Raw genomic sequence first — 1,199 nt, forward strand, 5'->3', positions numbered from 1 at the left:
TGGACCTCTGTCAAGAAAGTGGACAGTCACGCAACAGACATTCTAGTCAATTGCTCAGCAAAACGAACTGGAGAAAGATACCCCAGCGCGCCATGCATTCGCTTGCGGTTATAGTAAAACTCAATATATTGAAAAAGTGTTTGGTAGGCTTGCTCCTTAGTTTTGAATCGTGGATTACAATAAATGAGCTCCTTTTTCAAAATGCTGTGCCACGACTCGATACAGGCGTTATCATAACAGTTACCTCTGCGGCTCATGCTGGACTCCATGCCATACGCTTTCAACTGCTTCGTGTATTCATGAGAAGTATATTGAGAACCTCTATCGGAGTGATGTAATAGACCCTTTTCCGGTTGTTTAGCTTCGTAAGCATCTTGTAAAGCGCCCGAAATCAAGCTGGTTTCCATATGGTTCTCCAAGCGCCACCCCACGATTTCGCGCGTGCAAAGGTCCATCACACTAGCCAGGTACAAGCGCCCTCCCCGGCAAGGAATGTACGTAATGTCGGTAACCCATACTGAATTGGGTTTGAGTATTTTAAATTGCTGGTTCAGCGTATTCGGGGCAATCGGATGGTCATGATTGGAGTCGGTGGTCTGTACGCGATACGTTTTGGAGACAATGGAGCGAAGCTTCATATGTCGCATGTACACACTCACCGTGCGTTCGGTAACGGTATAACCTTCTTGATGTAACAGGCGGGTGATCTTCGGACTCCCATACCGCTTTTGATGGTCTGCAAAATGATACTGAATTCGCTTCATTATCGCAGCCTTACGAAGCATATGCGTACTGGTTTTTTCTGTCCGCCACTTGTAGTACCCGCTCCGTGACACATGTAGGGTCATGCACATCTTCTCCAAGAGAAACTCGGAGCGATGTTTTTCAATAAACTGGAATCTCAGTTCCTTGGTTTGCTGAAGATGTGCACTGCTTTTTTTACGATCGCTAATTCCTCTTCCACATCGGCAATCTTGTTATCTTTTTCTTGAAGTTGACGGCTCATTTCTTTCAACTGTGCCTCGAGTTCCCGTACTCGATCCACGCTAGCTGCCGGTTCATTCTTTAGTTCTCGATACTGGCTCATCCATTGATGCAGGGTACTTTTTGGGATGTTGAGCTCTTCCGCCAAGTCGCCCACTGTCTTTGTTTGCCCTTGAATGAACTGCACTGTCTGTTTTTTAAATTCTTCGTTATAC

The 1,199-nt window shown here is 45.9% G+C and carries 2 protein-coding genes; both read right to left on the reverse strand.

The genetic code is table 11. The features are described from left to right. Nucleotides 1-26: 26 nt before the first annotated feature. Nucleotides 27-953, reverse strand: coding sequence for an IS3 family transposase (locus MHH60_RS33175; protein WP_143766647.1), 927 nt, complete (start codon nt 951-953; stop codon nt 27-29). Continuing rightward, a partial coding sequence (locus tag MHH60_RS33180; protein WP_341161225.1) for a transposase occupies nt 902-1,199 on the reverse strand: 298 nt, incomplete at its 5' end. The genes MHH60_RS33180 and MHH60_RS33175, both read right to left, overlap by 52 nt.

Origin of the sequence: Paenibacillus sp. FSL H7-0716 (assembly GCF_038002705.1) — a bacterium.
Classification (GTDB): domain Bacteria; phylum Bacillota; class Bacilli; order Paenibacillales; family Paenibacillaceae; genus Paenibacillus_AQ; species Paenibacillus_AQ odorifer.